Origin of the sequence: Sphingomonas epibiotica (assembly GCF_039615155.1) — a bacterium.
Classification (GTDB): Bacteria; Pseudomonadota; Alphaproteobacteria; order Sphingomonadales; family Sphingomonadaceae; genus Sphingomonas.
Window position 1 is genome coordinate 685,112 of the sequence record NZ_JBDGHY010000001.1, and the last position, 25,947, is coordinate 711,058.

Genomic DNA, 25,947 nt, shown 5'->3' on the forward strand with positions numbered 1-25,947 from the left:
CGCGCGAGGGAGCCTAGCGCTCCGACCGGATGGTGAGCGCAGTCAGGCCGCCGGCTGCCGCGACCAGTGCCAGCGCGACGAACACCGCTCCCAGCCCAGCCCCGGCCGGCACCAGCGCAGCCAGCAACGGCGGCACGCAGGCCGGCAAGGTGTTGGTCAAATTCAGGATCGCCAGATCGCGTCCGCGCGTGGCGGGCGACGGCAGCAACTGCATCGCCAGCGCCGAATGTAGCGCGAGGAATATCGACAGCCCGGTCTGGGTAACGCCATAGCCGATCGCGGCGCCAGCAAAGCCGGGAGCCAGCGCCATGCCGATCAGGCCGACGACGACCAACAGGGTGGCACCGCCCAGAAACGGCTTTCGCCCGCCGACCCGATCGGACCAGCGCCCGGCGAGGATGGTGGCGACAACGACCACGCCGGTCACGACCGCCATCGCCTGTGCGACCGGTCCGGCGGCATCCCCCTGCCCCCGCCAGCGATCGGCGAAATGGAAAAAGGCGTAGGCGGTCAGGCCGTTACCCGCGACCTGCATCGCCAGCCGTGCGAGCCAGGCGCGAATGAGGTCGCTGCGGGCGAGCGCGGTCGCGGTCGGGGCCTCGGCATGGGTCCCGCCGGCACCGCGTTCGCGCGCGAACAGCAGAAAGGGCAGGATCATTACCACCGCCAGCGCGACATTGGCCGTGAACCGAGCGGCTTCGGTGGCAAAGACCGGCGCGGTCACCGCCGCGGCCGAAAGCACGCCGATCGGATGCGAGATGCCGAGCAGGCCCGACAGCCGCCCCTTGGCCCCATCGGGGACTTCGTCGGCCATGACCGCGACCATCGGCGCGAACATCAGGTTGAGCGCGACCTGCCAAAAGGCGATCGCCGCGAGCAGCATGGGGGCCGTGGTAGCGGCATGGACGGCCGCGAAGGCAAAGGCGATGAGCACCAGTCCGAGCGCGATCGGCGCGCGCCGGCTGCCGCTACGACGCCAGCCTATGTCGCTCAGCCAGCCGGCGGCGATATTAGCGATGCTCGCGATCAACGCGCCGCCCAGCACCGCCTGTCCCAACAGGGTCACACGATTGGCGGGATCGATCGCCGCCACCTTCACCTGCAACAGGATCGAGACGAACGGCATGAACGCGACGAACAGCCCGCAATAAGCGAGCGTGTACAGTGCGACGAAGCCGCGCGGCATGCCGACCGGGGTCGACGTCAACGCCCTGCGGTCCGGCGCAGCGCGGTGACCAGCTGACCGATGGTATAGGGCTTGTGCAGCAGGTCGAAGCCCATGGTGCCGTGACGGACGATCACATCGCTATAGCCGCTGGTCAGCAGGACCGGGAGCTGCGGGTGGGCGTCGCGTACCCGTGCGGCCAACTCCATACCGCCGATCCCGGGCATCATCACATCGGAAAAGACGACGTCGAAGCCATCGGGATCGGCTGCCAGCCGGTCGAGCGCGGCTTGACCGTCGGACGCGTGGATGGTGACGAAGCCCTGCGCCTCCAGCGCATGGGTGGTGGTGGTGCCGACCGCTTCGTTATCTTCGACCAACAGGACCCGCAGCCCGTTGCCGCCGCCGGGTTCAGCATCGCTGCGCGCAGTCGGGACATCGCCGACCGGGGAAGCGGCGCGCGGCAGGTACAAGATGAACCGGGTGTCGCCCGGGACGCTGCGCGCGCGCACCTCGCCACCCGATTGCTTGGCGAAGCCGAACACCTGGCTGAGCCCGAGGCCGGTGCCTTTGCCCAGTTCCTTGGTCGTGAAGAAGGGTTCGAAAATGCGACCCAGCGTTTCCTCGTCGATGCCGCTGCCGCTATCGGCGATGGTGACCGCGACGAACGACCCCGGCACGGCAGGCGCGGTCGGACCGGCGGGAATGCCGTCGATACAGGCGACCGACAGCGTCAACGCCCCCTCGCCCTGCATCGCGTCGCGGGCATTGGCGGCCATGTTGACCATGGCCGTGTCGAACTGATTTGGATCGGCATGGACGAAGGCCGGCTCCCCGCTCGCCTCGATCGTCACCTCGACCCGCGACCCGGCAAGGGTCCGCACGATATCGCCGAGCGCGTCGACCGCCAGATTGGCGTCGAACGTCTCGGGCTGAAGCGCCGACCGGCGGGCAAAGGCGAGCAGCTGACCGGTCAGCTTGGCGGCGCGATCGACGGTGTCGCTGATCGCAGTCAGATAACGTTCGCGGCGTTCGGGGACGAGCGCGGGCTGGCGCAGCAGATCGACCGAAGAACGGACGATCGTCAGCAGATTGTTGAAGTCGTGAGCGACGCCGCCGGTCAGCTGACCGATCGCTTCCATCTTCTGACTCTGGCGCAGCGCATCCTGTGCCGTCACCAGCGCCCTCGTCCGGTCGACGACCTGTTCCTCGAGCGAGGAGGCGAGCGCCGCCAGTTCGCGTTCGGCACGGCGGCGTTCGGTCGCGGCGCGGGTCCGTTCGGCGACTTCGCGGACGAACGCGATCTCGTCGTCGCGCCACACGCGCGGCTCGCCATGATTGACGTAAAGCAGCGCAACCAGCCCACCGAGTTCGGTCAGCGGCATGTTGATGAAGGCGCGGGCGTTGATCTGTTCCAGCTGGCCGGCGGTATCGGCGGTGCGCGGATCGGTGCGGGCATCGACGACCACCGCCGTCTCGCCGCGCTTCAGATCGTCGATATAGCTGCCATAGTCGCGGAACTGCAGGACCCCGGCGATGGACGACACGCCGGGAGCGTTCCAGTCGCGTTCGATGGTGATCGTTTCCGCCGCGCGATCGACCAGGCCATAGCCGACCCGGTCGACGTCCAGCGCCTCACCGATCACGCGCGATGCGGCGGTGGTCATGTCGACCGGATCGTCGAGCAGGCGCAGCAGCTCGTTCAACTCGGCCATCGCCGCGCGCATGCCTTCGAGCCGTTTGTAGACGGTGACGTCGATCGACACTCCGGTCAGGCGGGTGATCCCACCCTCGGCATTGCGGGTCGGCTGGCCACGGCTGGCGATCCAGCGCGTCTCGCCGCCGGGGACGCACACGCGAACCTCGATCTCCAGCGGCTCGCCCGTCAGACTCGCCTCGATCGCCGCCAATGCTGCGGCGCGATCGTCGGGATGGAGAATAGCGGCGATTTCGGCGGGCGATGGCGGATAGTCGGCGTCGAACCCGAAATTGGTGCGGCAGATCGCTGACATGCTCAACTGGCGGGTAGTCCGGTCGAATGCCCAGGTGCCGAACCGACCCGCCTCCAGCGCGAACAGCATCTCGCGCTCGCGCTCCTCCTGTTCGCGGAAGCGCGCGGCGAGTTCGGCAAGCAGCGCGGCGTTGCTCGATTCCAGCCCATCGACCCGGTCGCGTTCGGCAGTGACATCGAGCTGGCTGGCGAAGAAATAGGCGAGCTTGCCATCAGAGTCTGGGACCGGCGCCAAAAGCAGCCGGTTCCAGAAGGACGTGCCGTCGCGGCGATAGTTGCGGATGTCGATCTCGATCGATCGCTCGCCCTGCACCGCCGCGCGAATCTGCGCGACGGTCGAAGGGTCGGTGTCCTCGCCCTGCAGAAAACGGCAGTTGCGGCCGATGATCCAGTCACGGTCATAGCCGGTCAGGCGGCAAAAGGCGTCGTTGACGAACACCACCGGATTGTCGGGCAGGCGCGGGTTGGTGATGAGCATCGGCATCCGCGTCGCGCGGACCGCTGCCACGAACGGATCGGTGCCGCTGTCGGTGCCGGCGATTTCGAGGGCAATGCGACGATCGTTGCGCCGTGCCGCCTGGCTGCTGCCCCCGTCCTGATCCACGTCGCCTCGCATCGTCCAAGAAACGTGGTCCGCGAACCGCCGTTCCGCAGCCGCGCCCCCCCTTGTCGATAAGCTATGGTCGGATCAGCGCCGGACGTCCAGTCCGCCGGCAAGAAACGCATCGATATCGGATTGATGAAACAAGCTAAAATCGCCGGGCAGCGAATGTTTGAGTGCGGCGACCGCCAGTCCCCACTGGGCCGCGACCTGCTCGCTCTCCCCCGACATGAGGCCGTGAAGCACGCCGCTGGCAAAGGCGTCGCCGCCGCCGATCCGGTCGACGATACCCGAAATCATGATTTCGTCGGTCTGAACCGCCGCTGCTGGCGTATCGATCCGTGCCGACAGCCGATGGTGGTCGGCATCGTCGACATGGCGCGCCGTCGAGGCAATATGCTTCAGGTTGGGGAAGGCCGCGAAGGCCGCCATCGCCGCCTCACGCCGGCGATCCTCGCCATCGCCCGAAAAGTCGCGGCCGAGCAGCAGCGACACGTCGCGGTGGTTGCCGAACAACAGGTCGGCGAGACTCACCAGCTTCGTCAGCACGCCGCGCGGGTCGCTGTCCCATGCCTCCCACAGCCGGGCGCGATAATTGCCGTCGAACGAGATGGTCAGCCCGCGGGCGCGCGCCGCTTCGGCGGCGGCGATCGCCGCGTCGGCGCTGTCCGGCCCGAGCGCAGGCGTGATGCCCGACAGGTGCAGTCGAGTGCAGCCGTCGAGCAGCCGGTCCCAGTCCCAGGTGGTGGCTGGGGCGGTCGCGAAGCTGGAACCGGCGCGATCATAGACGATATCGGACGCACGCAAGCCGGCACCGACGCTGAGGAAATATAGTCCCATCCGACCGTCGCGCATGACGACGCGCGAACAATCGACGCCCTGGGCGCGAATGGCGGAGACGGCACCGCGCCCAAGCGGATTGTCCGGTACCGCGCTGACAAAGGCGGCAGCATGGCCGAGATTGGCGAGACCGACCGCGACATTCGCCTCCGCGCCACCGACCTGTACGTCGAACCCGCGGCTCTGCATCAGCAGTTCACGCCCCGGTGCGCTGAGCCGTAGCAGCAATTCGCCAAAACACAGGATCATCGCGCCAGCCATCCCCCATCAACCGCAAGTACATGGCCGTTAACATAGTCGGACGCCGGCGAGGCAAGAAATACCGCTGCGCCGCCAAGATCGTCGGCCGCACCCCAGCGACCGGCAGGAATGCGTTCTAGAATCTGACGATTGCGGGTTTCGTCGGCCTGCAACGCGGCGGTGTTGTTGGTCGCGATATAGCCCGGCGCGATCGCGTTGACGTTCACGCCCTTTGCCGCCCATTCGTTCGCCAGCAGCTTGGTCAGGCCGCCAATCCCCGATTTGGACGCGGTATAGCTCGGCACGCGAACGCCGCCCTGGAAGGTCAGCATCGAGGCGATGTTGATGATCTTCCCCCGCCCCCGCGCCACCATGTGGCGACCGGCCGACTGGCACAGGAAGAACACCGATTTGAGGTTGGTGTCGATCACTGCGTCCCAGTCCGCCTCGGTAAAGTCGAGGCTGTCGGCGCGGCGGATGATGCCGGCGTTATTGACCAGAATGTCGAGCCCGCCGAGCGTGTCGACGACCTGTGACACGACTCCTTCGACCGGAGCGATGGTCGACAGGTCGGCGGAGACGATCTCCGCACGGCGCCCCATCGCCCGTGCCTTGTCGGCTGTCTCGGTAGCGGGCGTCCGCCCGATCAGCGCGACATCGGCACCGGCAGCGGCGAGCGCCAGCGCGATCGCCTGCCCGATGCCGGTATTGGCGCCGGTAACGGCCGCGACCCGGCCCGAAAGATCGAAAGGATTCATGATCGGTCCTTGTATTCCGCCCGGCGGGTTGCAAACCAGTCAGGATATCGCCCCCACCAAAGGCTCGGCCCTCGTGCGGCTTCGGGTGAACACTATCAACGGGAAGATCCCAGCCTTCGTTGGGATAACGTCCGGTAGGAACGGGCTGACCATATGGTGCAACCCGGCACCTTTCGCTTACGCCAGCTGACAGATGTCGAGCACTTTCATGTCGGTATAATCCTGGTTCTCGCCTGCCATCGCCCAGATGAAGGCATAGGCGCGCGTGCCCGAACCCATATGCACCGACCAGGGCGGCGAAATGACCGCTTCCTCGTTGCCCATGACGATATGGCGCATCGCTTCGCCCTCGCCCATGTAATGGAACACCTTGTCATTGTCGGTCGGCAGTTCGAAGTAGAAATAGATTTCGCTGCGACGTTCGTGGATGTGCGGCGGCATGGTGTTCCACACGCTGCCGGGCTTCAGGACCGTCAGACCCATGACCAGCTGCGCCGAATCGCACACGCCGGGGATTACCAGCTGATAGATGGTGCGTTCGTTCGATTCCTCGAGGCTACCCCGGTCGAGTGCATTGGCATCGGCGATGCCGAGCTTGCGGGTGGTGAAGCCCTTATGCGCCGGGCAGGATGCGATGTAGAAACGCGCGCCCTTGCCGCCGAATTCGACATCGGTCGCGCCCATGGTGACATAGACGCAGTCCTTGTTGCCGAGCGTGAACGTCTCGCCATCGACGGTCAGCGTGCCCTCGGCTTCGCCGACATTGACCACCGCCATTTCGCGGCGTTCGAGGAACGGGTGGCCCTCGGCCGACTTCGGTTCGGTCTGCGCGGGCAGCTTGACCGGCGCGTCGCCGACCGCGACGCCACCGATTACGAAGCGGTCGGCATGGGTGTAGTTGAGGACGCATTCGCCTTCGCGGAACAGCCCGTCGATCAGATACCGGTCGCGCAGTTCCTCGTTCGATACGCATTCCATCATGTCGGGGTGGGTCGCGTAATAGGTGCGGTCGAACATGACTCTCTCCATCAGGTAACCGGTATCAGCGCCCGTCGGCTGCTGACAGGTCCGGCGGTTCGCATCGGTTGCACCCGTCCTACCCCCCTTGGCTGGCCGCGTCGACCGGTTTTTACGATACAGGAATGGCGGATTCGCGTCATATTCCGGCCCGGCGGCGTGGCCCGGATCAAGCAACGTTCGTTCCGCAATATGATGCATCCGTTCGTTATGCGGACTATTTTGGGCCAAGATCGCGCCCGCCGGCCGTGCTTACCGTGTTAATGACACCGGTTTCTCGGTTCCGTGCAGGCTGTGTGTACGTGCCTCGACCGATTGAGACATTCCGTCCTCTTGCTCCCAGCCGCCCCGCCCGGCAAAGCGCGGCGATGCAACCGCTCGACCTTCAACAACAATCCGCCCGTAGCTGGTTCGAATCGCTGCGCGACCGCATCTGCGCGTCGTTCGAGGCGATTGAGCGCGAGGCCGGATCCGACGCGACCTTCGCCTACACGCCATGGGACCGCATCGATCCGTCGGGCGCGCCCGGCGGCGGCGGCGTGCGCGGGGTGATGAAGGGCAAGGTGTTCGAAAAGGTCGGGGTCAATGTCTCGACGGTCGGCGGCACGTTCGAAGGCGACTTCGCCAAGTCGATCCACGGCGCAGCGGAAGACCCGCGTTTCTTCGCGACCGGAATCAGCCTCGTCGCGCACATGGCCAATCCGCATGTCCCGGCAGTCCATATGAACACCCGCTTCCTCGTGACGACGAAGCGATGGTTCGGTGGGGGCGCGGATCTCAACCCGCCCATACCCTATGCGGAAGACACGGCCGACTTTCATGCTGCGATGCAGGCAGCGTGTAACGCGCATGATCCGGCGTATTATCCGCGGTTCAAGCAGTGGGCCGACGATTATTTCTACATACCCCACCGGGGCGTGCATCGCGGCGTCGGCGGCATCTTCTACGATCACCTGTCGACCGATTGGGACGACGACTTTGCATTCACCCGTGATGTCGGCGAGGCGTTTCTGTCGATTTATCCGCAGCTGGTCCGGCGGCGCATGGCGATGCCGTTTGACGATGCCGACCGCGCCCGTCAGCTCGAATGGCGGGGGCGCTATGCCGAATTCAACCTTGTCTATGACCGGGGAACGCTGTTCGGGTTGAAGACCGGCGGCAACATCGATGCGATCTTGATGAGCCTTCCGCCACTGGCGACGTGGAGCTGACGCGATGGGGCTGATTCCGGTGAAGCCCGACGAAGTGGCGACGATCGTCACCTCGCTGGAAATGCTCGAACGGCCGCGCCCGGCCCCGCTGCCGGCGTCGCCCTTGCGGCTGGTACGGTGGGAGAAGCCGGGGATCGAGCGCTATCGCGCACTGTTCCGCCGGATCGGCGGGCCGTGGCTGTGGTTTTCGCGGCTGGTGATGGCGGATGCGACGCTGACCGCAATCATTCATGACGACGCCGTCCGCATCTGGGCCGTGGTCGACCGCGCGGGGATCGAGGTCGGGATGCTCGAGCTCGACGACCGCAAGCCGGGCGAGTGCGAATTGTCCTATGTCGGGCTGATCCCCGAACTGGCCGGACAGGGCCATGGCCGCTGGCTGATGGCGCATGCGCTGGCGCTGGCATGGGGCAAGGACGTGCGGCGGGTGTGGGTGCATACCTGCACGCTCGACCATCCCGGCGCGCTCGGCTTCTATCGACGCTCGGGCTTCGTGCCGTATCAGCGGACGATCGAGACTTTCGTCGATCCGCGCAGCATCGGCGTGCTTCCCGCGGACGCCGCGCCGCATTATCCCCTGCTCGCCAGCCGTCGATAGACTGTCGCGCGGACCAGCGCGAACGCTGTCGACATCGCCGCCCCGACAAAGGCGATGGCGGTGGCGAGCATCGCCATCGTTACCGGATTGCCGCCGCTGCGCGACACCGCGCCGGCGGTGCTGGTCAGCAGCAGCGCGACAAGCTGTCCCCCGAAATAGAGCATTGCCGACAGCGACAGCAATTGCATCACATGCCCTTGCGTCAGCGCAAGGGCGCGGCCCATCGCGTCGCCGAAGCGCCGCTGGGGTTCAGCCATCAATACCGGCATCACCACGAACACCCGGCCGATCACGTAGAGGGCTGGCAGCACCAGCAGAAGCAACCCGCCCAGCTTTGCGGCATTGACCAGCAGCGTTGCCGCGACCAGCACCGGAAGACGGCGGAATACCGATCGCAGCGCTTCGCCAACGGTCGGCCGGGCCGGATCGAGCAACAAGGCGAGCAGCACTGCGATGCCGATCAGTTCGGCAAGTGCCTGCATCGCCAGCCAGGGTGCGTTCTCGACCAGCTGCGCCTGCAGTGCCGCCAGCAGCGCACCGTCGTCCGCCGTCGCCGGATCGACCGATACCTGTGGCTTGGCGGCGGTCAGCAGCAGCGACAGTGCCAGATTGGGTAGAAAGAAGAACAGGCCGGCGACCGCGACGACGACCTCGCGGTCGCGCCGCCAGATCGCGACCGCTTCCCGCAGCGCCGCACCGATATCGATCCTCATGCGAAAACGGCCACGTCGTCCTGTTCGCCGATCACGGCGCGATACAGCTTGCCGATGAATGCCGACTGATACAGCGCCAGCACCGCGCTGACCGCCGCAACCGCGACGGAACCGCCAACGGCCGCAATCGATAGCCCGCCGCTGTCGCCGAAGATCAGCGCGGCGACCGCGCCGAACACGAACTGCGCCGCCGACACCGCGATCCCGGCAACGATCGCATAGAGCAGGATCAGGCCGATCAGCTTCCACATCAGGCCGCGCGTCAGTGCGAAGGCGCGACCAAAGGCGCCCAGCCCGCGCCGCTCCATGGCGACGACCGCATTGATCGGCAGCAACCGCGCCGACAGCCATAGGATGAAGATGGCGAACGCTAGGAAATACAGCAGCGCCGATCCCAGCTTGCCCAATTCAGAGGGCTGCATCGTGCTGCCACTAGCGATGGCAGTGAAATCGATCCCGCTCGCCACCGCGAGCAGGATGCCGGGCAGCGCGAGGATGCCGAGCGCGACCAGTACGACGATGCTGATCCCGATCAACGGCAAGAAGCGGTTCTTCGCGATGCGCATCGCCGCGTACCGATCCTCGCGACCGGTCGGCTGCGCCGCGAATCCGACCAGATACAGCGCACCCCATAGCGACAGGATCGTCGTCGCCACCGACAACAGTCCCAGCCCCATGGCGGTGCCGCCGGTCGCATCGGCACGCACGCCCGCCAGGCTGCCGCTGATCGCCGGGGCGGCGAACTGGGTGACGAGCAGGACCGGCATCACCGCGCCCAGATGGTCGCGGACGAAATCGACCGCGCGATCCCACACTGTTCCGACACTCACCATCGTTGCGCTCGCTCCCCATATGTCCGAAGGACGCTCTACCCCTCCTCTTTCCGAATGAAAATGGCCAGCAATCCTACCGTTCCGCCGATCGCGATCGAACAGCAGATCGAATGGCGCCGCTCGCCCGGCCGAATCGAATACCCCGCCGCGCTCGCCGAAATGGAGGCGCGCGCGACCGCGATCGCCGATCGCAGCGCCGACGAACTGATTTGGCTGCTTGAACATCCGCCGCTCTACACCGCCGGCACCAGCGCCGACCCCGCCGAACTGCTCGACACCCGCTTCCCGGTCCACGCCGCCGGACGGGGCGGACGCTATACCTATCACGGGCCGGGTCAGCGGATCGGGTATCTGATGCTCGACCTGACCCGGCGGGGCCGCGACGTGCGACGCTTCGTGCATGCCGTTGAATCTTGGGTGATCGGCGCGCTCGGGCAGTTCGACATCCACGCCTATGCCGTTCCCGAACGGATCGGCATCTGGACCAGCGACGGCGGCACCGAGGCGAAGATCGGCGCGATCGGCGTCCGGGTGCGCCGATGGACGACCCTGCATGGATTTTCCGTCAATCTCGCCCCGGATCTGACACATTTCGGTGGGATTATCCCGTGTGGTATCGCCGAATATCCGGTTACGAGCGCGAAGGCCCTTGGCAAACCGGTCGATGCCACCGACTTTGATCGGGCGTTGGCAGACGGTTTCCCCGCCTTCCTGAACGCCTTGTACGCCAGCGCGCAAAACGAGGCTTGAGGGGGACGGGTCGTTCGACTAATGTCCAGCGCGGATTGGGTATTAACGGCATAAGAAAGCCGCCTACTCCACAGCTTAGGGAGCTTACCATGCGTGCATTCTCGAAGATTCTGACCGGTTCGATCGTTGCCGGCGCGGCGCTGGCGCTGTCGGCTTGCGGCGGCAACACCGAAACCACCGCTGACAACGCGACCGTCACCGACCTGAACTCGACCGACATGATGGACGGCACGATGTCGGACAACATGACCGCTGTCGACGGCGCGATGGGCAACGACACCATGATGATGTCGAACGACACCATGATGTCGAACGACATGATGATGTCGAACGAAGCCGGCATGACCAACGCCATGTAATCAGCCGTTTCGGCTATTCTGGCGAAGGGGCCGTCCGGGCGACCGGGCGGCCCCTTTTCATTGGAAGCGATGCCGGCGCGCGGATCGTTACGCACCCGTGCGGCGAAACGTGGTGGGGATCGCAAAATCAGGCTTGGGTCGATGCGCAAAACTGCCTAACCATCGCGCTTGCCCAAGGCGTTGAGACGCCGTGAAAGGAAGAGATGAGCGTAGTGCGTACCCTGGTCCTGGCCGCTGCCGCCGCCCTGACCGTCGCGGCCACCCCCGCGTCGGCACAATTTTTTCTCAAGCCCGTCGATATGGAAGGCGCGCGCGTCACCGGCGAGGAACCCGGCGTCGCAACCCAAGCCCTGCCCGGCGCTACGCCTGCCGAGCGGCGTGCCGCCGTGCTGTGGAACCTGCGTTCGGGGCTGAACGTCGCCGCGCTGCAATGCCAGTTCGAACCCACGCTGCTCACGCTGCATAACTACAACGCGTTGCTGTTCGATCATGCCGACGAACTGAAGCAAAGCTATGACGCGCTCGGCAAATATTTCATCCGCACCGCCGGTTCGACCAAGGCCGGTCAGACCGCGCTCGACCAGTTCGGTACCCGCGTCTATTCGAGCTTCTCGACCGTATCGGCGCAGTTGAGCTTCTGCCAAGCGGCGAACGAGATCGGGCAGGAAGCGATCTTCGTTCCGCGCGGCTATCTGGGCGAGTTCGCCGAGCTACGTATGCGCAAGATGCGCAACTCGTTGGTGGCGTATGGTGAACAGCAATTCACCCGTGCCCTACCCTATTATGCCCGCCCCGCCCGGTTGTATCAGTTCGACAACAAGAAGTGTTGGCGCAAGGGCCTGTGGCAGGTGAAGCGGTGCGGGGCGTACCCGGCCTGATCTCAAACCGGATACGAATTGCAAAAAAAGGCGGACATCGGCCGGAACCAAGCATCAGGCATGCCGTTATGATCTTCGGATAGCGAATTTATGCCCCCCCCGCTCTCGCTATCCACGAAAAGGGCCCGGTTGGTGCAGACCCTCCCCCCCCGGTAGCATCGCCGGGCCCATATTCTGGTTTCAACTCAGGTGACCCGTCGGTGAAAGCCGGCGGGTTGCTTTTTATGCATGAACCCAATGCGTTGCTCTTCCGGAACGAAGTCCTGCATCAGGCATTCCCTCGGACAGCGGGTCGTCCCGCCTTCTAGTCGGAGATCAATATGCGTAAGTTTCTAAGCCTGGCCGTGGTCGCGGGTGCCCTTGCGATCAGCGCGTGCAACACGGTCGAAGGCGTTGGCCGCGACGTGTCGTCGGCGGGCGACGCAGTGGCAGGCGCTGCCAAGGATTCCAAGTAGGTCCTGCGCGCGAAGTCGTGGGGGCGGTTCGGATCCGATCCGGGCCGCCTTTTCCTTGCTTCGGTGTGTCCGCCGCCGGTCGTCGCGGCAGGCTTCGCTCTTGAAAGCCCGCACCGTAAACGTCGCTGCGACAAATGGCGAACCTGTTACGGTTTCCGCCCCACGGCGTCACCGGGCGATTCCAGGCTGCGCTGCGATGACGTCCGGTCCGGCAGGGAGGATCGGCTTATGGCAGCGGCACTCGACCACATGCCACTAAGAGACGCCGTGTCAGGCGGTCTCTTCTTCGCCGGCAGCATCGGGATCGCGCTTCGCGCGCCGCTTCTCGGTAAACCAGATCGCTATCAGCGCCAGTTCGTAGAGGAGGATTAGCGGCACCGCGAGCAGGAACTGCGACCCGATATCCGGCGGTGTCGCTACCGCAGCGATGGCGAAAGCAGCGACGACTGCATAGCGGCGCGCGCCGACCAGTTGCTTGCGGGTAACGATCCCTGCCAGTTCCAGCAGCATCAGAAGCACTGGTAACAGGAAGGCGAGGCCGAACGCGAACAGGAACTGCATCACGAACGAAAGGTAATTCTCGACCGAGGGCAGCGCCTCCTGCTGCACCCCGCCGAGATTACCCTGATAGCCGAGCAGGAAATGCAGCGCCACCGGGATGGTCACATAGTAGGCGAGTGCGGCACCAGCGATGAACAGGATCGGCGTCGCAAGCAGGAACGGGAACAGCGCGCGCTTTTCGTTGCGGTACAGGCCGGGTGCGACGAACTGCCACAGCTGGTTGGCGATCACCGGGAAGGCGAGCATCATCGCCGCGAAGAACGCAACCTTGATCTGTACGAAGAACGCCTCGAAAATCTGCGTGAAGATGACGCGCTTCTGCCCGGCGGCGAGCAGCGGCTTTACCAGAAACGTCAGAATCTGTTCGGAAAAATAGAAGCACGCGCCGAAGCAGATGACGACCGCAACCACCGAGTAAAGCAAGCGGCGGCGCAACTCGATCAAGTGATCCAGCAGGGGTGCCTGGCTGTCGTCGATATCGTTCATGACGCTGCCTTACCGTCGGCGGCCGGCGGCTGATCAAGGGGACCTTCGCGTAGTTCGGGGCGCTCGACCATCACCGGCGCGGCTGGTTCCTCCGGCGATACCGGATCATGAACCGGCGGCGGCGGGGACGGCGCGTCGACCGGATGAACGGGCGTATCCGTCGTCGGATGCTCACGCATGATCCGCGCGTTCTCCTCCGCCCATTTCTTTTCCATCTCGGCCAGTTCGGCCTCGCGGACCATGGTGTCAAAGCCCGAGCGGAACTGACGCGCGACACCGCGCGCCTTGCCGACCCAGTGGCCGACGAAACGCATCGCCTTGGGCAAGTCCTTGGGGCCGATGACGACCAGCGCGACCAGCGCGACGACCATCAATTCGGTAGGTGCGATATCGAACATCGGCGCTCGGGTTCAGGCGGGCACGCGGCCCGCCGGTTGGCAGGAAATCAGCGGTCGCCGTGCGGACGGTCGGTGTCGCGCGAAACGTCGCGATACGCCGGATCGCGCGGGGCCGGATCGTGATCGTAGCGATCGTCGACCGGACGCTGTTCCAACCGTTCACGCGGGCGCGCCGGCGGCGGCGGCACCTCGTCATCCTCGGCCATACCCTTTTTGAAGCTTTTCAGCCCCTTCGCCACATCGCCCATCATGTCGGAAAAACGCCCCTTGCCGAACAGCAACAGGACCAGGACGCCGACGATAAGCCAGTGCCAAATGCTAAGACCACCCATCGTCCACACTCCACACGAAACGGATCGTTCCGGCTCACTTAGTCGCTATCGTCGCCGCTTTCCAGCATGGTTGCAAAAGCATCGTCGATTGGTTCGAGCAAGCCGGCGGCGCGCAGATCGTCGATACCGGGCAGATCGCGGCGGCTTTTCAGCCCGAAATGGTCGAGGAATGCCGGCGTCGTTGCGTACGTCAGCGGACGTCCGGGCACCTCGCGCCGCCCGGCCGGACGGACCCAGCCGGCGGCGAGCAACACGTCGATCGTCCCCTTCGATATCTGTACGCCGCGGATCGATTCGATATCCGCGCGGGTGGCAGGCTCGTGATAGGCGATGATCGCCAGCGTCTCGATCGCCGCCCGCGACAGTTTGCGCGATTCGTCGCGGTCGCGGCGCAGGAAGTGCGCAAGGTCCGGCGCGGTCTCGAAATGCCAATGCTCGCCGCGCCGAACCAGTCCGAAGCCGCGCCCGGCATGGTCGGCCTGAATGGTTGCCAGCGCGGCGCGAACATCGCCGTCACCGACATAAGCGGCGATCATCGTGGCGGTCAGCGGCGTCTCGCTGGCGAACAGCACCGCTTCCACGGCGCGCACGAACGGATCGGTCATGCGACCGGCCGTAGTTCGATCGGTCCGAACGGCGCATCCTGCCGGATCGCCACCCTGCCCTGTCGCGCCAGTTCCAGTGCCGCAAGAAAGGTCGAAGCAAGTGCCGAGCGACGGAAGCGTTCGTCGGCATCAGCCGGCAGGAAATCGCCGATCAGGGTCCAGTCGATGGCCGTACCAAGCATCGTCTCGACCCGCGCGATCGCTACCTCGAGCGTCATTACCGGGCGGTGTCGTACGACATGCAAAACTGGCCGAATCCGCGCGCTGACCCGGCCATAGGCGCCGATCAGCTCGTAGAGGCTGGCATCCCAACGCGCCTTCCGGACGACGTGCAACCCTTCTGGATCACCGCGGGTAAAGACGTCCCGCCCGATCCGGTCGCGAGCCAGCAGCCGAGCACCCGCCTCGCGCATCGCATTGAGCCGTTCGAGCCGCAGTTGCAGGCGCAGCGCCAGCTCTTCGGGGTCGGGATCCATGTCCGGCTCGCGCGGAAGCAGCAGCGCCGATTTCAGATAGGCAAGCCATGCCGCCATCACCAGCCAGTCAGCCGCCAGTTCGAGCCGCAACGCCGCCGCGCGATCGATCCAGCGCAGATATTGCTCGGCCAGCGCGAGGATCGATATGCGCCGCAGGTCGACCTTCTGCGTACGGGCAAGTGCCAGCAGCAGGTCGAGCGGACCTTCCCATCCGTCCAGTTCGATCGTCAGTACCGGCGCATCGGGTTCCATGGTCGCGACCCTATCCGCGCGATGCCGGGGCCGTCACCGATATTCGTGCGTCACGTCGCTCTGCGGGCCGTAGAGGATCGGTCGCCCGTGCGCGGCCGGATCGGGCACGGCGGTGATCCGCAGCCAGCGGCGGGCGACGTCGAGCGGGCGCAGTTCGGCGTCGACGGTCACGCCGCGCCGGTGCTTGATCGCATAGGCGGCAAGCCGTTCCAGCTTTCGCCGGATCTCGTCATCGAACAACGACTGCACCAGTGTGCGTCCGGGCGTGCGCCCGACCGGCAGGCCGTAGAGCGCGAAGATGCCGTCGGACCAGTACAGGCAGTCGCGGCCGAGGTCGCAGCGAAACGTGGGCGCCGCGAGCGGAACGGTCAGGTCATGCACCGCGCCGAGCGGCAGGCGAACGCCGGCTTCGAACAACGGCCAGCTATGCTGCAGCGGCAGCGGCTCGGTCGACAGCAACGTTCTTCCCCCCTGAAACCGCGGCACGACTGCGGCAATCATGGTTAGGGAAAGGTTAATGCTGGACGGTTTCAGGCAAGTGCCAGTAACTCATCGCGCTTGGCGACCAGTTCGGCGAACGGCACCTCCGACCCAAGGCCTGCGCCCGCCATCGCCTGATCGAGTCGCGCCCGCGACTTGGGGGCGATAGCATCGAGACGGTCGGCGATGGCCGTCATCTCGGCCATACGAGCCCAGCAATCGAGCACGACGTCGCATCCGGCAGCGATCGCAGCCGCGGCTTTTTCCGCCGGCGTGCCAGACAAAGCCTTCATGTCGATATCGTCGGTCATCAACAGGCCGTCGAAGCCGATCCGCTCGCGGATGATCTCGCGGATTACGGTCGGCGACAGCGTGGCGGGGCGGTCCGCGTCCCATGCCGAGAAGACGACATGCGCGGTCATCGCCATCGGTGCGTGGGCGAGCGTGACGAAGGGTTGCAGGTCGATTGCCAGTTCGGCGTCCGACGCATCGACGCGGGGCAGTTCGTGATGACTGTCGACCCGTGCCCGACCATGACCCGGCATATGCTTGACGATGCCGACCACACCCGCCGCCGCCAGCCCGTCGAGCGTCGCGCGACCGAGGGCGGCGACCTGCATCGGATCGGCACCATAGCTGCGGTCGCCGATCGCGCCGGTCATATCGGGTTGCGCCACGTCGAGCAGCGGCAGCGCATCGACGGTCACGCCAACCTCCGCCAGCATCGTGCCGATCGCCTGCCCGTTCGCCTTGGCCGCCGCTATCGCTGACGACGGTGCGCGATCGTACAGGCCAGCGAAGACGGCGGGAGCGGGAAAGGCGGGCCATTCGGGAGCGCGCATCCGCGCGACGCGCCCGCCCTCCTGATCGATCAGTATCGGCACATCGGCCCGCCCCGACAGATCGCGCAACGCGTCGGTCAGCGCGCGCATCTGACCGCGGTCGACGCAGTTGCGACCGAACAGGATATAGCCGAGCGGATCGGCTTCGCGAAACAATGCGGCTTCGTCGGCGGTCAGCGTCGGGCCGGACAGGCCAAAGATCACAGGCTTCATATGCGCCGGGCTAGCGCAGCCAGCCCGGCACGACAACCGACCCGAATCATCAGACTATCTTATCGCGCGATAAAGCAATTCTCGCCGGCCAGTTTCAGCTTGCCGCACAAGTCCGATGCCTGGTTGGCGCTGCCGGCGTTGACGCGCAGGCGATAGACGGTCTTGCCCTTCACCTCCGCGACCTGCACCGATTTACCGAGCGGGGCGAGATAGCCGAAACGGCGCGACAACTGGTTCCATGCGGTGTTGGCGACCGCTTCGCTCGGGAACGAGCCCAGCTGCACCACCGAACCGCCGGCCCCCGCCGCCGTCGGCGCAGGCGCGGCAGCCGCCGGGGCGCGGGCCTCGAGCCGCTGCGTGGTCGTCGGCACTGCCGTGGCGACACGCCCGGTACCGCTGTTCGCCGGGGCGGCGGCCGGCGCGGCGGCGCTGCCTTGCACCGGTGCCTCGGGCACGGCGTTCAGATTGACCGAGGCGTTGCCGCCGGTCGCCCCTTCGCTGGTAGCGATGGCGGTGTCGCTGTCGCCGGTCACCTGCATCCCGTCGCTACCCTCGGCCCGCGTCTTGTACGGTTCGTTCGGCGCGGCGATCAGGTCGCCGGTACCGCTGGCGGTCGGCGCATCGCGCTGGCGCAACAGGGCAAAGACGATCGCGGCCACCATCAGCAACCCGATCAGCACCAGCAGGACCGTCCGCCACACCGGACGCGGCGCATCCGGTTCCGGATCGGCGCTTTCCAGCCATGGCAGACGTTCGTGGTCGGGATCGCCGGACGCGATCGGATCCGCCATTATTTCATCTCCTTAACCGCCTCGACCCCCATGATAGCAAGGCCGTTGCGAATAATCTGCCCGATCGCGCGCGCAAGGAAAAGCCGTGCCTGTGTCAGCGCGGGATCGTCGGGCTGAAGATAGCGGCGCGACGGGTCGTCGTTGCCCAGATTCCACGCCGCGTGAAATTCCGCAGCGAGGTCATAGAGGTAGAAGGCAATGCGGTGCGGCTCGCGGACCGCCGCCGCGCTTTCCACCATACGCGGAAACTGCGCCGCACGCTTCACCAGCGCCAGTTCGACCGTATCGAGACGGGACAGGTCGGCATCGTCGGCAACGGCAATTCCCGCCTCCGCCGCACGCCGCGCCAGCGAATGCACGCGGGCATGGGCATATTGGACGTAGAAGACCGGATTGTCCTTCGACGCTTCAACCACCTTGGCGAAGTCGAAGTCCATCTGCGCATCGGCCTTGCGGGTCAGCATGGTGAACCGGACGACGTCCTTGCCAACTTCGTTCACGACATCGGCGAGCGTCACGAAATTGCCGGCGCGCTTCGACATCTTGACCGGCTCGCCGCCACGCAGCAGCCGCACCATCTGCACCAGCTTGACGTCGAAGCGGGTCTTGCCCTCGGTCAGTGCCTGCACCGCCGCAACGATCCGCTTGACGGTACCGGCATGGTCTGCGCCCCAGATATCGATCAGCTGGTCAACGCCCTCGGCCTTCTGGAAATGATAGGCGAGATCGGCACCGAAATAGGTCCAGCTGCCGTCCGACTTCTTGATCGGGCGGTCCTGATCGTCGCCGAACTTCGTCGAGCGGAACAGCGGCAGCTCGACCGGTTCCCAATCCTCGGGCGTCTCGCCCTTCGGCGCTTCGAGGACACCGTCATAGACGAGGTCGCGGGCACGCAGCCATGCCTCGGCGGCTTCGGGCTTCTTCGCGGCCTGCAATTCGGCTTCGGAGGAGAAGACGTCATGTTCGATGCCGAGCAGTTTCAGATCGGTCTTTATCATGGCGAGCATCGCCGAGACAGCGCGGGTGCGGAACAGGACCAGCCATTCTTCTTCCGGCGCATTCACATACTGGTCGCCGAACTCGGCGGCGAGCGCCTGCCCGACCGGCACCAGATAGTCGCCGGGATACAGGCCCTCCGGGATGCTCACCGTCTCGCCCAGCGCCTCGCGGTAGCGCAGGTGCACCGAGCGGGCGAGGACGGCGACCTGACCGCCGGCATCATTGACATAATATTCGCGGATGACCCGCGCGCCGTTCCATTCGAGCAAGCTGGCGAGCGCATCGCCGACCACGGCGCCGCGGCAATGGCCCATATGCATCGGGCCGGTCGGGTTGGCCGAAACATATTCGATGTTCACGACCGTCTCGGCCCCCGCCTGCGAACGGCCATAGTCGTCGCCGGCCTCGGCAATCGCGGTCAACTCACCGCGCCATGTCGCATCCGTCAGCGTCAGGTTGATGAAGCCTGGTCCGGCGACCGACGCTGCGGCGACCTCTGGCAAACCCGCCAGTTCGGCGACGAGCAATTCGGCCAGCGCGCGCGGATTGGTTTTCGCAGGCTTGGCCAGCACCATCGCTGCGTTGGTCGACAGATCCCCATGGCTCGTGTCGCGCGGCGGCTCGACCGTGATCGCGCGTCGCTCCAGTCCCGCCGGCAGGTCGCCGCGTGCGACGAGCGTATCGAGCGCGCGTTCGAGATGGGCGAAGAAACGGGGGTACAGCGTCATGGCGGTTCCGGTCGATTGGTGGAACCGCGCCGCTTAGCCGAAAGGGTCGACTTAGGCAAAAGCTGCTATGCGGTCAGAACCCCTCGGGCAGGTCGATCGGGCCGACGATTTCGCGATAGCAACGCACGGCATAGCGATCGGTCATGCCAGCGATGAAATCGGCGATGTGGCGGCTACGATCGGGTTCGGCCTCGGGCAACGTCGTATGCCAGCCGTCGTGCATCGCCCGCGGATCGTCGTGATAGGCGGCGAACAGTCCCGACACCACCCGCCCCGCCATGTCCGCCGCCGCCAATTGTCGCGGGTGATGATAGAGATTGGCGTACATGAAGCGCTTCAGCACCCGCTCCTGCTCCGCCATTTCGGGGGAAAAATGGGCGAGGCACTGGCCGGCGCTGCGGACATCGGCGACGGTCTCGACACCGGCGGCGGCGACGCGGCGCTGCGTCTCGGCGATCAGGTCGTTGACCATCGCCCCGATCTGCGACCGGGTGAGTTCGCCGACCAGCCGTTCGGGCGCCACGTCGGGAAAGCGCTTGCGCACGGCGTCCCATCCGGCCGCGACGAACGGTACGCCAAGCAACTGGTCGAGCGTCAGCAAACCGGCGCGCAGGCCATCGTCGATGTCGTGATTGTCATAGGCGATATCGTCGGCGATCGCCGCGATCTGCGCCTCGAGCGAGGGCCACTCGTTCAGTCGGAGACCATGGGCCGCGTCCGCCTGCGCCAAGGCCCAGCCGGGCGTCGGGATCGGGCCGTTATGCTTGGCCAGCCCCTCCAACGTGTCCCAGGTCAGGTTCAGCCCCCGCCAGCGCGGATAGGGACTGTCGAGCCAGGTCAGCGTCCGCAGCGTCTGGCCATTATGATCGAAGCCGCCATGCGCAGCCATCGCCGCCTCCAGCGCATCCTCCCCGGCATGGCCGAAGGGCGGATGGCCGATATCATGGGCGAGGCACAGCGCCTCGGTCAGATCCTCGTTCAGCCCCAGCGTACGGGCGACGGCACGGCCGATCTGCGCGACTTCGAGGCTGTGGGTCAGCCGGACGCGAAAATGATCACCATCGGGCGCCATGAACACCTGCGTCTTGTGGCGCAGGCGACGGAAGCTGATCGAATGAATGACCCGATCGCGATCGCGCTGGAACGCGTCGCGTGGACCACGGGTCGCGTCGCCCGGTTCCGGGTGCAGTCGGCCCCCATGCGCGTGCGGGTTCGCGGCGTAGGACGCGGTCACTTGATCGGTACTCGCGCGACCTTTTGCCCGACCTCGCTAGTGAACGCGAAGGCCTGCACCCCCGATTTGCGTAGCGTGTTGACGAACGCCTGCGCCTCGTCATCGGTCTTGAACGGACCGGTCAGCAGGCGATTGGTCGCACGCAGCGGCGTGGTCCATGCCTGCCGACCCTTCAGCGCGGGAGCCTTCCCGGCCATCACTGCCCAGGCGGCGGGAAGCCCTGCGACGTTCGCGCCGCCGGCCACCTGTACCCAGTGGCGTTCGGGGTCGGCGCGCTTCGCGGCGGCGAGCTTCGCCGCTTCGGCCGCTTCGGCCTTTTTCTCGTCGGCCAGCTTCTTCGCATCGGCAGCCTTTTTGGCAGCGGCTGCGCGAGCGGCGGCGAGCTTCTTCGCCTCGGCTGCCTTGGCGAGCTCGACCGCGCGTTCGTCGGCTTCGCGCTTGGCGGCGGCACGGCGCGCCGCTTCGGCGTCGGCGGCGAAGGTCGTGCTGGTGGCGGGTGCGGCAGGTGGCGGCGGCGGACCGACGCCGAGTTCGGAGGCCGGAATGTCGAGGTTGCGGATGATGCGGGCGAGGACGTCGTCGTTCGATTCGCGACGAGTGGCGACGGTCGCAGCGGCGGTGGAAACGGTCGGCGTCGCTGGCGACGTTGCTGCCGGACGGTTGACGACGGTGACCGGCACCGGCGCGGCGGCGACCTGGACCGGCGGGCGCGCAGCCTGTGCCTGCCGGTCGCGTTCGGCAAGTGCGGCGGCAGCGACACGGCGTTCCTCGGCCTGCCGCGCGGCGACGCGTTCGGCCTCCAGCCGGGTCGCCTCGGCAATGCGCGCCTGTTCGGCCTGTTGGGCGGCGAGTTGCTGCGCATCGCGTTCGCGCTGCGCCTGTGCCGCCCGTTCGGCGTTCAGGCGGGCCAGGGATTCGCGGCGGGCGGTCTCGTCGGCACGAGCCTGCGCCAGTTGCCGCGCCTGCGCCTCCGCCGTGCTGCGCGCCTGTTCGGCGGCAGCCTGACGGCGGCGTTCGGCGGCGCTGGGCTGGCGGACGGGAGTGGGCGCCGGTGTCGCGGCGGCGACTGCTACCGGGGCGGTCGCGCGAACCGGTGCGGGGAAGGACGGCGCGAGTCGGGCGTCGGCGATCCGTTCGGGCGTAGGCGCCAGACGGCCGAAATGCACTGCGAAGGCACGGTCTGCCCCCGCCAGTTGCGGCAGGCGGCGGAAAAAGGGCGAAAGGCTGGCGGCAAAGCCCGGCAGCATGCTGGCGGTGATCTTGTCCGCGCCCGCTGCGTCGCCCGACATCGCAAGCGTGAAAGCGCGCACCCGCCATGCGGCGCGGTCGTTCTGTACGAGCAGCGGGTTCAGTACTTTCGTCGCCTCCGCCAGATTACCGTCGATGCCGAGCGACAGCGCGAGGCGGCGGGTGACCTCGTCATCCTCCCCTGCCCGCAGCGCTTGCCGGTAATCGGCCTGCGCCAGTGTGCCCTGTCCGAGCAGGTCGTAGGCGAGGCCGCGTTCCGCCAGATAGGGCGTCATCGCCACCCCGGCGCGTTCGGCCGAGGCGAACAGGGCGAGTGCCTCCCCCGGCCGCTCCATGCCCACCAGCGCGACTGCGCGAGCGGCGCGGATGCGGGGATCGCTGGGCGCAACCTTTTCGGCGCGGGCGAGGAACTGCATCGCTGCGTCGGTGTCGCCGAGCTTGCCGCTGAGACGCCCGGCCTCGATCAGCGCCGATACGTCGTTGGGACTGCGACCCAGGATGCGCATCTGTTCGGACAGGCGGTCGGCGTTGGGGGTCGTCACGGACTGGACGATCGCGCCGGACTGCGCCGCGACGGGGAGCGGGGCGGCGGTGGCGAGCAGCAGGGCGGTCGCGGACAGGAGCGGGAATCGGGTCATGGGTGGCTTCGCTACACCATGTCGGGGCTGAACCGGGAATGGCGGTTGGGCGGGGTCGGCGACGAAGCGAGTGGTCGTGGCGACGAACGGGCGGCGAAGGTGACGAAGGTTACACGTATCGACGTTTTCGAGCCGGGTTCGTAAGTGGCCGGTCGAGCGCGGCGGCTCGTGAGGGTGGCAGGGTTTTTGGGTGTAGGAAAGTGTCGGGTGTGTCGTTTGAGGCGATCCCCCTCCACCATCCTTCGGATGGTCCCCCTCCCCGCGGGGCGGGGAGAGTTTTGGAAGGAGCACCGTCGCGCGCCCCTCACGGACCTTTGCCCCGCGATGCCGGTCGCGGGGCGGTGGGGTTACTGGTTGTTCTGGCGGTGGAGGAAGCGCGGGATGTCCAGCGGTTCCTTGCCATCGTCGGTGCCGCGTGCGGGGGCGCGGCCGGCATTGGCCATGCGTTCGAACAGCGTGCCGCCGGGCTTGCGCGTGGGTGCCGCTTCCTCGCGCGGGGCCGGTTCGGCGGGGGTGTCCGGGGTCAGCCAGCGGCGGCGGCCTTCGCTGGACGAGGCACCGAAATCGCTCGCCGGGGTCGGCGTGGGCGCAGGTGCCGCGGCCTCGGCACCAAGCACCAGTTCGTCCTCATCGGCGTGCGAAGGTTGCACCGGTGCCTGCGGCGGCATGTGCTGGGGCGCGTCATAGGTCGAATGCGGGACGATCCGTTCCGACACCGACGGCTGGCTCACGCCTTGCGGAAAACGCTCCATCGGCGCGGGCGCGGGTGCTTCCTGCAGATGGTCGGCGGCGGCACCGCTCGGCGCTACCGGCGCGGCAGCGGCCGGACGACGCGGCGCGTTGAACGAGAAGGCGCGGGTCGGTTCGGGCTGAGCCGGCGCGGGCTGCGCCTGCGACGGAGCCTCGTCCTCGATGCCGGTCGCGACGACCGAGACGCGGATCTTGCCTTCCAGTTCGCTGTTGAATGCCGAACCCCAGATGATGTTGGCGTCGTCGTCGACGAGTTCGCGGATGTGGTTCGCGGCTTCGTCCACTTCGAGCAGGCGCATGTCGTCGCCACCGGTGATCGACACGATCACGCCCTTGGCACCGTTCAGCGACACGCCGTCGAGCAGCGGATTCGCGATCGCCTGCTGCGCCGCCTCGATCGCGCGATTGTCACCTTCGGCCTCGCCGGTGCCCATCATCGCCTTGCCCATCTCCTGCATCACCGAACGGACGTCGGCGAAGTCGAGGTTGATGAGGCCCGGCATGACCATCAGGTCGGTGATGCCGCGCACGCCCTGCTGCAACACTTCGTCGGCCATCTCGAAGGCCTGTTTGAAGGTCGTATTGGCGTTCGCGATCAGGAACAGATTCTGGTTCGGGATGACGATCAGCGTATCGACATATTTCTGCAGTTCCTCGATGCCGGCCTCGGCCGACTTCGCGCGGCGCTTGCCCTCGAACGCGAACGGACGGGTCACGACGCCGACGGTCAGGATGCCCATCTCGCGCGCAGCCTTCGCAATCACCGGGGCCGCACCGGTGCCGGTGCCGCCGCCCATGCCGGCAGCGATGAAGCACATATGCGCGCCTTCGAGGCTCTTCTGGACCTGCTCGATCGTTTCCTCGGCAGCGGCGCGGCCGATTTCCGGACGGCTGCCGGCACCCAGGCCCTGGGTGATCTTGGCGCCAAGCTGGATACGCTGCGGCGCCGACGACTGTTTCAGCGCCTGCGCGTCGGTGTTGGCGACGAGGAACTCAACCCCCTGCACCTCGGCACGGATCATGTTCGCGATCGCGTTGCCGCCGGCACCGCCGACCCCGATCACGGTAATGCGCGGGGTCAGTTCATCCACGTCGGGTGCCAGAAATTCGATGCTCATACTCGGTCTCCCTGTCCCGGCCGGCACCGGGCACAATTACCATGCCGTTGTGCATCAAGCGGCGAGGCGATCCTAGTCCCCCGCGGCCCGATGGTAATAAAAAGTCAATAGTTGGCGCGAAATGCCGTCAGCAGCCGTTGGAACAGCGCCCCCGTGCTGGGACGCGATACCATTTGCTGCGTCGGTTGTAACGCACGCAAATCCACCGGGTTCGACGCGGCGAACATGGCGAGCCCGGCGAGCGTGGCAAAGCCCGGACCGGAATGCGCCTCCGGCAGCGCGGTCAGCCCGCGCGCACGACCGACGCGGACCGGGCGGCCCAGCGCCTGTTGCGCATAGTCGGCAATCCCCTTCAGTTCGGCCCCGCCCCCGGTCAGCACAACCTGTCGCCCCACCGGATCGTCGAAGTTCAATCGGCGCAGTTCCTTGCCGATCTCTCCGACCAGCCGCTCCAGCCGCTGGCGGATGGTGGTGATGAGCTGCGCGCGGGTGATACGCGTTCCCTCCGAATCCTCTTCGGCACGGACCGGTGCAACCTCGATCATGTCGTGATTGTCGCGCGGGGACATGTTGGCCGATCCGTAGAAGCATTTCAGCCGTTCGGCCTGTGCGCGGTTGGTACCGAAGGCGGAGGCGACGTCGTCGGTAATGTCGCTGGCACCCATCGCGATCGAAGCGAGGCCGGTCAGCACGCCATTGGCAAAGACCGAGACGTTGGTGATCCCGGCACCGATTTCGACCAATGCGACGCCCAGTTCGCGCTCCTCCTCCGACAGACACGCCAATCCGGTGGCGACCGGGGCGGCAACGATCGATTTGGTTTCGAGATGTGCCGAACGGACGCACAGGTCGAGATTGCGGACCGGCGAGCCTTCGGTGGCGACGACATGGATCTCGACGCCGAGGCGATCGGCGTGCAACCCCTTCGGCTCCTTCACCCCGCCAAGGCCGTCGAGCGTGTAGCGCATCGGTTGCGCGTGCAGCACCATGCGCTGTCCCGGATCGATGGCGTTGCGACCGGCCTTCAGCAGCGCATCGATATCCGACTGTTCAACGCGGTGGCCGCCCAGATCGACCTCCAGCTTGACGATATCGGACACCAGCCCGCCCGCCGAGAAGCTGACCCACACATCCTCGATGTTGAAGCCGGCAATGCGTTCGGCCTGTTCGACCGCCTCGCGGACCGCCGTCTCGGTCGCCTTCATATCTGCGATATAGCCGCGCTTGACGCCCCGGCTTTCGCGCTGGCCGGTGCCGAGCACGGTCAGTTCGCCGCTATCGTCGGCGCGCGCGATCAATGCCGACACTTTCGACGTACCGATGTCGAGCGCGGTGATGATTCCTTCCGGTGCCGTCTTCGCCATATG

At 66.3% G+C, this 25,947-nt stretch carries 27 protein-coding genes; 7 read left to right on the plus strand and 20 right to left on the minus strand.

All coding sequences use genetic code 11. From position 1 onward, the window contains the following. Nucleotides 1-13: 13 nt before the first annotated feature. From AAIO73_RS03300 to kduI, 5 genes are all read right to left on the minus strand, one after another. Nucleotides 14-1,207 (minus strand): MFS transporter, encoded by a 1,194-nt coding sequence (locus tag AAIO73_RS03300; RefSeq protein ID WP_345876197.1) that lies wholly within the window; start codon nt 1,205-1,207, stop codon nt 14-16. Further along, nucleotides 1,204-3,792 carry a PAS domain-containing protein gene (locus AAIO73_RS03305; protein WP_345876199.1) on the minus strand — a complete coding sequence of 863 codons (2,589 nt, stop codon included), beginning with the start codon at nt 3,790-3,792 and terminating at the stop codon, nt 1,204-1,206. The genes AAIO73_RS03300 and AAIO73_RS03305 overlap by 4 nt, the downstream gene beginning before the upstream one ends. Before the next feature lie 72 nt (nt 3,793-3,864). Continuing rightward, the gene (locus AAIO73_RS03310; protein ID WP_345876201.1) at nt 3,865-4,866 is read right to left on the minus strand and encodes a sugar kinase; all 1,002 of its coding nucleotides are present in this window, start codon (nt 4,864-4,866) and stop codon (nt 3,865-3,867) included. Continuing rightward, nucleotides 4,863-5,618 carry a 2-dehydro-3-deoxy-D-gluconate 5-dehydrogenase KduD gene (gene kduD, locus AAIO73_RS03315; RefSeq protein ID WP_345876341.1) on the minus strand — a complete coding sequence of 252 codons (756 nt, stop codon included), beginning with the start codon at nt 5,616-5,618 and terminating at the stop codon, nt 4,863-4,865. Before kduD ends, AAIO73_RS03310 begins: the two co-directional genes overlap by 4 nt. Before the next feature lie 174 nt (nt 5,619-5,792). Then, entirely contained in the window at nt 5,793-6,632 is an 840-nt protein-coding gene (kduI, locus tag AAIO73_RS03320) for a 5-dehydro-4-deoxy-D-glucuronate isomerase (RefSeq protein ID WP_345876203.1), read from the minus strand. A 368-nt stretch (nt 6,633-7,000) separates the two neighbouring features. On the opposite strand from kduI, the gene hemF reads away from it, so the two are divergent. Together hemF and AAIO73_RS03330 are read left to right on the plus strand one after the other, a co-directional pair. Continuing rightward, nucleotides 7,001-7,843: an oxygen-dependent coproporphyrinogen oxidase gene (gene hemF / locus AAIO73_RS03325; RefSeq protein ID WP_345876205.1), complete on the plus strand. Its 843-nt coding sequence runs from the start codon at nt 7,001-7,003 to the stop codon at nt 7,841-7,843. Nucleotides 7,844-7,847: 4 nt separating this feature from the next. After that, nucleotides 7,848-8,441 carry a GNAT family N-acetyltransferase gene (locus tag AAIO73_RS03330; RefSeq protein ID WP_345876207.1) on the plus strand — a complete coding sequence of 198 codons (594 nt, stop codon included), beginning with the start codon at nt 7,848-7,850 and terminating at the stop codon, nt 8,439-8,441. Here the strand turns inward: AAIO73_RS03330 and AAIO73_RS03335 are convergent. Further along, a complete protein-coding gene (locus AAIO73_RS03335; RefSeq protein WP_345876208.1) occupies nt 8,414-9,154 on the minus strand; it encodes a hypothetical protein in 741 nt (246 codons plus the stop codon). The two genes, AAIO73_RS03330 and AAIO73_RS03335, sit on opposite strands and share 28 nt — an antisense overlap. Then, complete coding sequence (locus AAIO73_RS03340) at nt 9,151-9,987, minus strand: hypothetical protein (RefSeq protein WP_345876210.1); 837 nt, start codon at nt 9,985-9,987, stop codon at nt 9,151-9,153. The genes AAIO73_RS03335 and AAIO73_RS03340 overlap by 4 nt, the downstream gene beginning before the upstream one ends. A 60-nt stretch (nt 9,988-10,047) precedes the next feature. Here AAIO73_RS03340 and lipB point away from each other — a divergent pair, with 60 nt between their 5' ends. From lipB to AAIO73_RS03360, 4 genes are all read left to right on the plus strand, one after another. Next, on the plus strand, nt 10,048-10,737 hold the full coding sequence (lipB, locus tag AAIO73_RS03345) for a lipoyl(octanoyl) transferase LipB (RefSeq protein ID WP_345876212.1): 690 nt from the start codon (nt 10,048-10,050) through the stop codon (nt 10,735-10,737). 89 nt (nt 10,738-10,826) lie between these two features. Beyond that, a complete protein-coding gene (locus AAIO73_RS03350; protein ID WP_242115838.1) occupies nt 10,827-11,096 on the plus strand; it encodes a hypothetical protein in 270 nt (89 codons plus the stop codon). A 203-nt stretch (nt 11,097-11,299) separates the two neighbouring features. Continuing rightward, a complete protein-coding gene (locus AAIO73_RS03355) occupies nt 11,300-11,974 on the plus strand; it encodes a hypothetical protein (protein ID WP_345876214.1) in 675 nt (224 codons plus the stop codon). Between the two features lie 320 nt (nt 11,975-12,294). Then, nucleotides 12,295-12,429 carry an entericidin A/B family lipoprotein gene (locus AAIO73_RS03360; RefSeq protein WP_056452423.1) on the plus strand — a complete coding sequence of 45 codons (135 nt, stop codon included), beginning with the start codon at nt 12,295-12,297 and terminating at the stop codon, nt 12,427-12,429. A gap of 270 nt (nt 12,430-12,699) precedes the next feature. Here the strand turns inward: AAIO73_RS03360 and tatC are convergent, their stop codons facing one another. The 11 genes from tatC to AAIO73_RS03415 form a co-directional block, all read right to left on the minus strand. Then, on the minus strand, nt 12,700-13,476 hold the full coding sequence (gene tatC / locus AAIO73_RS03365; protein ID WP_345876217.1) for a twin-arginine translocase subunit TatC: 777 nt from the start codon (nt 13,474-13,476) through the stop codon (nt 12,700-12,702). Next, nucleotides 13,473-13,874, minus strand: coding sequence for a Sec-independent protein translocase protein TatB (gene tatB / locus AAIO73_RS03370; RefSeq protein ID WP_345876219.1), 402 nt, complete (start codon nt 13,872-13,874; stop codon nt 13,473-13,475). The genes tatC and tatB overlap by 4 nt, the downstream gene beginning before the upstream one ends. 47 nt (nt 13,875-13,921) lie before the next feature. Continuing rightward, nucleotides 13,922-14,206, minus strand: a complete 285-nt coding sequence (locus AAIO73_RS03375; protein ID WP_345876222.1) for a twin-arginine translocase TatA/TatE family subunit — start codon at nt 14,204-14,206, stop codon at nt 13,922-13,924. A gap of 38 nt (nt 14,207-14,244) precedes the next feature. Beyond that, the gene (gene scpB, locus AAIO73_RS03380) at nt 14,245-14,811 is read right to left on the minus strand and encodes an SMC-Scp complex subunit ScpB (protein ID WP_345876224.1); all 567 of its coding nucleotides are present in this window, start codon (nt 14,809-14,811) and stop codon (nt 14,245-14,247) included. Next, nucleotides 14,808-15,539, minus strand: a complete 732-nt coding sequence (locus AAIO73_RS03385; RefSeq protein WP_345876226.1) for a segregation and condensation protein A — start codon at nt 15,537-15,539, stop codon at nt 14,808-14,810. The genes scpB and AAIO73_RS03385 overlap by 4 nt, the downstream gene beginning before the upstream one ends. A gap of 33 nt (nt 15,540-15,572) precedes the next feature. Next, nucleotides 15,573-16,040 carry a PAS domain-containing protein gene (locus AAIO73_RS03390; protein WP_345876228.1) on the minus strand — a complete coding sequence of 156 codons (468 nt, stop codon included), beginning with the start codon at nt 16,038-16,040 and terminating at the stop codon, nt 15,573-15,575. Between the two features lie 29 nt (nt 16,041-16,069). After that, nucleotides 16,070-17,074: a beta-N-acetylhexosaminidase gene (gene nagZ / locus AAIO73_RS03395; protein ID WP_345876230.1), complete on the minus strand. Its 1,005-nt coding sequence runs from the start codon at nt 17,072-17,074 to the stop codon at nt 16,070-16,072. A 59-nt stretch (nt 17,075-17,133) separates the two neighbouring features. After that, a complete protein-coding gene (locus tag AAIO73_RS03400; protein ID WP_345876232.1) occupies nt 17,134-17,865 on the minus strand; it encodes an SPOR domain-containing protein in 732 nt (243 codons plus the stop codon). After that, nucleotides 17,865-19,592, minus strand: a complete 1,728-nt coding sequence (gene argS / locus AAIO73_RS03405) for an arginine--tRNA ligase (RefSeq protein WP_345876234.1) — start codon at nt 19,590-19,592, stop codon at nt 17,865-17,867. Before argS ends, AAIO73_RS03400 begins: the two co-directional genes overlap by 1 nt. 73 nt (nt 19,593-19,665) lie before the next feature. After that, nucleotides 19,666-20,826, minus strand: a complete 1,161-nt coding sequence (locus AAIO73_RS03410) for a deoxyguanosinetriphosphate triphosphohydrolase (protein WP_345876236.1) — start codon at nt 20,824-20,826, stop codon at nt 19,666-19,668. Beyond that, entirely contained in the window at nt 20,823-22,712 is a 1,890-nt protein-coding gene (locus AAIO73_RS03415) for an SPOR domain-containing protein (RefSeq protein ID WP_345876238.1), read from the minus strand. Before AAIO73_RS03415 ends, AAIO73_RS03410 begins: the two co-directional genes overlap by 4 nt. A gap of 18 nt (nt 22,713-22,730) precedes the next feature. Here AAIO73_RS03415 and AAIO73_RS03420 point away from each other — a divergent pair, with 18 nt between their 5' ends. Further along, a complete protein-coding gene (locus AAIO73_RS03420; RefSeq protein ID WP_345876239.1) occupies nt 22,731-22,856 on the plus strand; it encodes a hypothetical protein in 126 nt (41 codons plus the stop codon). A 203-nt stretch (nt 22,857-23,059) separates the two neighbouring features. Here the strand turns inward: AAIO73_RS03420 and ftsZ are convergent, their stop codons facing one another. Continuing rightward, nucleotides 23,060-24,580 (minus strand): cell division protein FtsZ, encoded by a 1,521-nt coding sequence (gene ftsZ / locus AAIO73_RS03425; RefSeq protein ID WP_345876240.1) that lies wholly within the window; start codon nt 24,578-24,580, stop codon nt 23,060-23,062. A gap of 104 nt (nt 24,581-24,684) precedes the next feature. Next, nucleotides 24,685-25,944: a cell division protein FtsA gene (gene ftsA, locus AAIO73_RS03430; RefSeq protein WP_242115853.1), complete on the minus strand. Its 1,260-nt coding sequence runs from the start codon at nt 25,942-25,944 to the stop codon at nt 24,685-24,687. Nucleotides 25,945-25,947 lie beyond the last annotated feature (3 nt).

Excerpts from the sequence above, each read along its gene's own strand:
- AAIO73_RS03305 (WP_345876199.1), bottom strand. The coding sequence starts at position 3,792 with ATGCGAGGCGACGTGGATCAGGACGGGGGCAGCAGCCAGGCGGCACGG.
- AAIO73_RS03310 (WP_345876201.1), bottom strand. The coding sequence starts at position 4,866 with ATGATCCTGTGTTTTGGCGAATTGCTGCTACGGCTCAGCGCACCGGGG.
- kduI (WP_345876203.1), bottom strand. The coding sequence starts at position 6,632 with ATGTTCGACCGCACCTATTACGCGACCCACCCCGACATGATGGAATGC.
- hemF (WP_345876205.1), top strand. The coding sequence starts at position 7,001 with ATGCAACCGCTCGACCTTCAACAACAATCCGCCCGTAGCTGGTTCGAA.
- AAIO73_RS03330 (WP_345876207.1), top strand. The coding sequence starts at position 7,848 with ATGGGGCTGATTCCGGTGAAGCCCGACGAAGTGGCGACGATCGTCACC.
- AAIO73_RS03335 (WP_345876208.1), bottom strand. The coding sequence starts at position 9,154 with ATGAGGATCGATATCGGTGCGGCGCTGCGGGAAGCGGTCGCGATCTGG.
- AAIO73_RS03340 (WP_345876210.1), bottom strand. The coding sequence starts at position 9,987 with ATGGTGAGTGTCGGAACAGTGTGGGATCGCGCGGTCGATTTCGTCCGC.
- lipB (WP_345876212.1), top strand. The coding sequence starts at position 10,048 with ATGGCCAGCAATCCTACCGTTCCGCCGATCGCGATCGAACAGCAGATC.
- AAIO73_RS03350 (WP_242115838.1), top strand. The coding sequence starts at position 10,827 with ATGCGTGCATTCTCGAAGATTCTGACCGGTTCGATCGTTGCCGGCGCG.
- AAIO73_RS03355 (WP_345876214.1), top strand. The coding sequence starts at position 11,300 with ATGAGCGTAGTGCGTACCCTGGTCCTGGCCGCTGCCGCCGCCCTGACC.
- AAIO73_RS03360 (WP_056452423.1), top strand. The coding sequence starts at position 12,295 with ATGCGTAAGTTTCTAAGCCTGGCCGTGGTCGCGGGTGCCCTTGCGATC.
- tatC (WP_345876217.1), bottom strand. The coding sequence starts at position 13,476 with ATGAACGATATCGACGACAGCCAGGCACCCCTGCTGGATCACTTGATC.
- tatB (WP_345876219.1), bottom strand. The coding sequence starts at position 13,874 with ATGTTCGATATCGCACCTACCGAATTGATGGTCGTCGCGCTGGTCGCG.
- AAIO73_RS03375 (WP_345876222.1), bottom strand. The coding sequence starts at position 14,206 with ATGGGTGGTCTTAGCATTTGGCACTGGCTTATCGTCGGCGTCCTGGTC.
- scpB (WP_345876224.1), bottom strand. The coding sequence starts at position 14,811 with ATGACCGATCCGTTCGTGCGCGCCGTGGAAGCGGTGCTGTTCGCCAGC.
- AAIO73_RS03385 (WP_345876226.1), bottom strand. The coding sequence starts at position 15,539 with ATGGAACCCGATGCGCCGGTACTGACGATCGAACTGGACGGATGGGAA.
- AAIO73_RS03390 (WP_345876228.1), bottom strand. The coding sequence starts at position 16,040 with ATGATTGCCGCAGTCGTGCCGCGGTTTCAGGGGGGAAGAACGTTGCTG.
- nagZ (WP_345876230.1), bottom strand. The coding sequence starts at position 17,074 with ATGAAGCCTGTGATCTTTGGCCTGTCCGGCCCGACGCTGACCGCCGAC.
- AAIO73_RS03400 (WP_345876232.1), bottom strand. The coding sequence starts at position 17,865 with ATGGCGGATCCGATCGCGTCCGGCGATCCCGACCACGAACGTCTGCCA.
- argS (WP_345876234.1), bottom strand. The coding sequence starts at position 19,592 with ATGACGCTGTACCCCCGTTTCTTCGCCCATCTCGAACGCGCGCTCGAT.
- AAIO73_RS03415 (WP_345876238.1), bottom strand. The coding sequence starts at position 22,712 with ATGACCCGATTCCCGCTCCTGTCCGCGACCGCCCTGCTGCTCGCCACC.
- AAIO73_RS03420 (WP_345876239.1), top strand. The coding sequence starts at position 22,731 with ATGTCGGGGCTGAACCGGGAATGGCGGTTGGGCGGGGTCGGCGACGAA.
- ftsZ (WP_345876240.1), bottom strand. The coding sequence starts at position 24,580 with ATGAGCATCGAATTTCTGGCACCCGACGTGGATGAACTGACCCCGCGC.
- ftsA (WP_242115853.1), bottom strand. The coding sequence starts at position 25,944 with ATGGCGAAGACGGCACCGGAAGGAATCATCACCGCGCTCGACATCGGT.